Consider the following 4,306-nt stretch of genomic DNA (forward strand, 5'->3'; position numbering starts at 1 on the left):
ACAAAAAACCCGCCACAAGGGCGGGTTTTCGATCTGTGAAAGCTCGTTTGGCTTAAGTTCTTACTTGATGCAAGTCGTTATCCCAAAACCGCTTCGCACTTTTGGGCGACATGCAATTAGATGCCGAAACCTTCGAAACGCTTCTTGAACTTCGACAGGCGGCCGCCGCGGTCGAGCAGGGTCTGCTGGCCGCCGGTCCAAGCCGGATGGGTGGTCGGGTCGATATCGAGGTTCATCGTATCGCCTTCCTTGCCCCAGGTCGAACGGGTCGTGTATTCGGTGCCGTCGGTCATGACGACCTTGATGGTGTGGTAATCGGGATGGATGTCGGTCTTCATGGTTCGGTTCCTGGCTTGCCGGCGCTGCCGACGGGCATAAGCCTGCGTCGATGCGCCCCTTTTTAAAACTCGAAGCCGCAGCTATTGAGGAGCCACGGCTTCTAAAACGGTCGGCGAGCCTATACATCAGCCGGAATTGAATCACAAGGCCGCGGCAAGCGCATATTGAGGCGCAGACCCCAAGGACGGCTGGAGGAAACATCGGGATGGCGCAAATCACCAGCGCAGACGAGCGCCGGCGTTCGCTCAAGCCGCTCAAGCGCCTGTTCCCCTACATCACGCACTACCGCACGCTGGTCGTCGGCGCCATTATCTCGCTGGTTATCGCGGCGGCAACCACGCTGGCGCTGCCGCTGGCGGTGCGTCGCATGATCGATCATGGCTTCTCGTCGTCCAGCACGACCTTCATTGCCGAATATTTCGCAGCGCTGGTGGCTATGGCCGCCCTGCTGGCGGCAGCATCGGCCGGCCGCTACTATTTCGTCATCACGCTGGGCGAGCGCGTCGTCGCCGATATCAGGCGCGATGTGTTTGCCCATGTGACGACGCTGTCGCCTGCCTTCTTCGACACCGCCCAGTCGGGCGAGATCGTGTCGCGGCTTGCCGCCGACACGACGCAGGTCAAGTCGGCGGTCGGAGCGACGGCCTCGGTGGCGCTGCGCAATGTCATCCTCGGCCTTGGCGCGGTGGGGATGATGGTCATCACCAGCCCGAAACTGTCCGGCCTGGTCATCGCGGCAATACCCGTGATCGTGCTGCCGCTGGTCGCCTTCGGCCGTTCGGTGCGGCGCAAATCACGCCAGGCGCAGGATACGCTGGCCGATGCCACCGCCTATGCCAGCGAGCAGATCGGCGCGGTGCGCACGCTGCAGGCCTTCACCAATGAGAAGCTGGTCACCGGGCATTTCTCGGCTGCGGTGGAAGCTGCTTTCGAGGCGGCACGCTCCTCGATCTTCGCGCGCTCCTTCTTAACCTTCTTCGCCATTTTCACCATCTTCTCGTCCGTCGTGGCGGTGCTGTGGTTCGGCTCGCGCGACGTACTCGAAGGCTCGATATCGCCAGGCACGCTCGGCCAGTTCCTGCTCTATTCGGTGTTCGCCGCCGGCGCGCTGGGCGCGCTGTCGGAAGTGTGGGGCGAACTTGCGCAAGCGGCGGGTGCTGCCGAACGGCTGACCGAGATCCTGGCCGAGAAGCCGGCGATCCAGGCTCCCGCCGATCCGAAGCCGCTGCCGGCCGTCGCCAAGGGCGCGATCGTCTTCGACAATATCTCCTTCTCCTACCCGGCAAGGCCCGACCGCGCCGCCGTGCACGGCTTAAGCTTTCAGGTCATGCCGGGCGAGACGGTGGCGATCGTCGGGCCGTCAGGGGCCGGCAAGAGCACGGTGTTTTCGCTGATCCTGCGTTTTTACGATCCCGAAACAGGCAAGATCCTGATCGACGGCGTCGATGTGCGCGAGGCCGATCCCGTTTCGGTCCGCCAGCGCATCGCCATCGTGCCGCAGGACGTCACCATTTTCGCGGCAAGCGCGCGTGACAATATCGGTTTCGGCCGGCCGGGAGCCAGCAAGACCGAAATCGAGACGGCGGCGAAGGATGCACTTGCCGATGAATTCATCCTCAAGCTGGAAAAGGGCTATGACAGCCAAGTCGGCGAGCGCGGCGTGACGCTGTCAGGCGGTCAGCGCCAGCGGGTTGCGATCGCCCGTGCCATCTTGCGCGACGCGCCGATCCTGTTGCTCGACGAGGCCACCTCGGCACTCGACGCCGAAAGCGAAACGCTCGTGCAGACGGCATTGGAACGGCTGATGCATGGCCGCACCACGATCGTCATCGCCCACCGCCTGGCAACGGTGCTGAAGGCCGACAGGATCCTGGTCATGGATGGCGGCTCGATCGTCGAGGAAGGCACGCATCAGAGCCTTGTCGCCAAGGGCGGCATCTATGCGCGGCTGGCCAAGCTGCAGTTTGAAACCGGCGCCAGTGCTTTCAGGGGCGCGGCGGAATAGGCAGATCTGCCGCTGTGGCGAGAGCCGCTATGCGGCTCCATAGCGCTGTTTCAGATGGTTCACGAAATAGGTGGCATTGAGCTTTTCGCCGGTGGCGCGTTCGAGCAGGTCCGGCGTCGACCAGCGTGACCCCTGTGACCAGATTTTTTGGCGGCGCCAGTCGTTGATCGCCTCGAAATTGCCTTTGGCGAGATCCTCGTCGGCGGCAGGATGCTCCCGCGTCAGCGCCGCCCATTGCTGTGCCGCCATCATCGCGCCAAGCGTGTAGGAGGGGAAGTAGCCGAAAGCTGCCCCTGGCCAATGCACGTCCTGCATTGGCCCGTCGGCTGGGTTGTCGATGGTGGAAAGGCCGAGGTAGTCGCGCATCTTGGCGTCCCAGGCTTCGGGCAGATCGGCCACCTCCAGCCGGCCCGAGACGAGTTCCTGTTCCAGTTCGTAGCGCAGGATGACATGCAGGGGATAGGTCACCTCGTCGGCATCGACCCGGATCAGGCCGCGTCCGACGCGATGCACGTGCGGCAGGATGTCGTCGAGCGACCAGGCTTCGCCGAGATGCTTTTCAGCCACTGGCAGCGCCCAGCGCCAGAAGGCCGGGTTGCGGCCTAGCTGCTTCTCGACGAACAGGCTCTGGCTTTCATGCACGGCCATGCCGCGCGCTTTGCCGAGCGGCCAGTGCGACCATGCCTTGGGCAGGTTCTGTTCGTAGAGCGCATGGCCGGTCTCGTGCAGCACGCCCATCAGCGCCGACAGGAAGTCGGACGTCTTGTAGCGGGTGGTGATACGCACGTCGCTCGGCACGCCGCCGCAGAAAGGGTGGTGCGACACCGACAGCGACCCATGCGTCAGGTCGAAGCCGACTGCCGTCATCATGGCAAGGCCGAGCTCGCGCTGCCGATCGATCGCATAGGTGCCCGAAAGCGGCTTCAGCGGGCGCTTGCGCTGCCGTGCGTCCTGGATCGCCAGCGCCTCCGGCACGAAACTTTTCAGAAAAGCCTTCAGGTCGCTGAACACAGGCGTGATGTCGGCGGTGCGGTTGCCGGGGTCGTACTGCTCCATCAGCGCGTCATAGGGGGCCAGGCCGAGCACATCGGCACGCAGCGTCGCCTCCTCGCGCACCAGCGCCACGACGCCCTCCAGCGCCGGCTGGAAGCCTGCCCAGTCGTTCTTGGCGCGCAGGCCGCGCCACAGCTGCTCGCAACGCATGCGCGCGGTCGTCTGGCGTTCGACGAATTCGACCGGCAGGCAGGTCAGGTTGGTGTATTGCCGCCGCAGTTCCGAGACGGCGGCGCGCTGCTCCTCGCCCAGCGCTTCCTGTTCGGCCGCGGCGATCCAGTCTGCTATCTCGGGCGCCGTTGCCCTGGTGTGATACATGCCGGCCAGTGCCGACATCGCCTCGGCACGCTTCTCGCCGCCGCCGACGGCCATGTGCGTGGCCTCATCGGCACCGAGGATGGCCAGCGCATGCTCGAGCGCTTCGAGCTTGTGACCGAGGTCGTCGAGTTTCTGAAAGGACATGGCGACTTCCGTGATTGGGACGCGCGAAAAGACACCAACGCAAAAGCGTTGGCAACCCTCGGATGCCGTCCGGCAAATGCACCTTGCGCAGGCGAGGCCACGCATGAAATGCTGCCGGCAACACATCAAGGGGGAAAAAATGATCGGCAACATCCTGGTCGGGCTGGTGGCCTTGATCCATGCCTACATCGTCTATCTGGAGATGGTGCTGTGGGACACGCCGCGCGGGCACAAGGCTTTCAACCTGACCCCGGAATTCGCCAGTGCCTCGAAAGTGCTCGCGGCCAATCAGGGACTTTATAACGGGTTCCTCGCCGCCGGGTTGATCTGGGGGCTATACCTTGGTGCGGCCGGTTTCCAGGTCAAGGTCTTCTTTCTGGCTTGCGTGGCCATTGCCGGCCTCTATGGCGGGGCAACGGTCGGGCGCAAGATCCTGTTCATCCAGAC

At 63.8% G+C, this 4,306-nt stretch carries 4 protein-coding genes; 2 read left to right on the top strand and 2 right to left on the bottom strand.

The window, feature by feature from the left end; genetic code table 11:
* Positions 1 to 116 precede the first annotated feature (116 nt).
* Complete coding sequence (gene rpmE / locus EN914_RS26135; RefSeq protein WP_013529118.1) at positions 117 to 338, bottom strand: 50S ribosomal protein L31; 222 nt, start codon at positions 336 to 338, stop codon at positions 117 to 119.
* Positions 339 to 544: 206 nt separating this feature from the next.
* Between rpmE and EN914_RS26140 the strand changes: the two genes are divergently transcribed.
* Positions 545 to 2,344 (top strand): ABC transporter transmembrane domain-containing protein, encoded by a 1,800-nt coding sequence (locus EN914_RS26140; protein WP_013529119.1) that lies wholly within the window; start codon positions 545 to 547, stop codon positions 2,342 to 2,344.
* A gap of 27 nt (positions 2,345 to 2,371) precedes the next feature.
* Here the strand turns inward: EN914_RS26140 and EN914_RS26145 are convergent, their stop codons facing one another.
* Positions 2,372 to 3,859, bottom strand: a complete 1,488-nt coding sequence (locus tag EN914_RS26145; RefSeq protein ID WP_024502911.1) for a carboxypeptidase M32 — start codon at positions 3,857 to 3,859, stop codon at positions 2,372 to 2,374.
* 139 nt (positions 3,860 to 3,998) lie between these two features.
* Between EN914_RS26145 and EN914_RS26150 the strand changes: the two genes are divergently transcribed.
* Positions 3,999 to 4,306: DUF1304 domain-containing protein (locus EN914_RS26150; RefSeq protein ID WP_164778909.1), on the top strand; the 308-nt coding region annotated here is incomplete at its 3' end.

Source organism: Mesorhizobium sp. M7A.F.Ca.CA.001.08.2.1 (assembly GCF_003998455.1).
In the GTDB taxonomy this organism is placed as follows: Bacteria; Pseudomonadota; Alphaproteobacteria; order Rhizobiales; family Rhizobiaceae; genus Mesorhizobium; species Mesorhizobium ciceri.

Coding starts and splice junctions, on each gene's coding strand:
- rpmE (WP_013529118.1), bottom strand. CDS start 338: ATGAAGACCGACATCCATCCCGATTACCACACCATCAAGGTCGTCATG.
- EN914_RS26140 (WP_013529119.1), top strand. CDS start 545: ATGGCGCAAATCACCAGCGCAGACGAGCGCCGGCGTTCGCTCAAGCCG.
- EN914_RS26145 (WP_024502911.1), bottom strand. CDS start 3,859: ATGTCCTTTCAGAAACTCGACGACCTCGGTCACAAGCTCGAAGCGCTC.